This window comes from Endozoicomonas sp. SESOKO3 (assembly GCF_024606255.1).
The window spans coordinates 1-1,135 of sequence record NZ_JAHHPR010000413.1 but is presented as its reverse complement, the minus strand read 5'-3'; the positions used below and the strand labels follow the sequence as shown (position 1 = coordinate 1,135).

1 protein-coding gene is annotated in these 1,135 nt (G+C 47.8%); it reads right to left on the bottom strand.

Features of this window, described 5'->3' with window-relative positions:
- A partial coding sequence (locus KDK18_RS07155) for an LptF/LptG family permease (protein ID WP_257254194.1) occupies positions 1–552 on the bottom strand: 552 nt, incomplete at its 3' end.
- Positions 553–1,135 lie beyond the last annotated feature (583 nt).

Below are 1,135 nucleotides of genomic sequence, written 5' to 3'. Positions count from 1 at the left end.
ATCGGCTGACTGGTGAGCAATAAACACCTTGTCCATCTGCTGATTGTCATCTGTCAGCGACTCGGTGTAAGTGACCCGGTTAGCTCCCTCAAACTTTTGAAACCGACCCGGCACCAGTGTGTCGAACTCAGTCATGGAATCCTGCTGATGAAGAATGGTTTCGACCTGCTTTATCCCCCAGGGAGCGACAAGAATACTCAGAAGAGCCACCACTATCATGACACCCAGGGCGGGAATCATGGTCATGCGCAGCAACTGTCCCTGACTGACACCACAAGCCCCCATAACTGTCATTTCATTTTCTGCGTAGAGCCTGCCATAAGCCATGATAATGCCCAGAAACAACCCCATGGGAATAATCATCACCAGGAACTCGGGCATTCTGTAACCCATGATGGCAAAAAGGATGTCGGCGTTCAGCGAGCCATTGGCAGCCTGTGCAAGATAGTTCACAAAACGGCCACTCATGATAATCAGGAGCACAACACCGGTAACGGCCAATGTGACCTTGAGCATTTCTTTGGCCAGGTATCGAAAAAGGATCGAAGGCATGATCTTGAGTTACTGTTTCCGCCGGTTCATTGAAAGTAAAACTCACTTACCTGAGAGATACGGTAAGTACTACGGTTCCAGATGAGAGAGCAGTCCTGGCTACTTGTCGACCATCAAAACACGTTTTTTCTGCCCGGAAAGACAGTTGTCGACACATTGATACAATAAACGGACTAAAATCTATCTCTGAAAGCCTTGCGGGAATTCACTTCTTGTGCAAGCTCTGTTCAAATACCCGACCTGACAATTATCCAACAAACCTGTTCGAGTTTATAGCCCGGATGAAAGAAGTCTCATCATTTACATTCCTTTTGCAAAAAAAGGGTGTAGCCGCAAGAGTCACACAGGGCTAACTCAGGTGTCTGTCGGTGCCATCGAAATCGTAACTCTTGGCTGCCAGCGTCAAAGGCACAATCAGGAGTATTTATCAGGGATTTGTCAGAAAGATTAACAGGAGATCGGGGGCATCCCCGTGAGTTATAACTGGACAAGTGTCCTATGGGAGCAACCATGCAATTTATCGTAAAAAGCGGAGCGGTAGAGAAGCAGAAAACTGCCTGCCTGGTTCTGGGTGTGCAGAAGA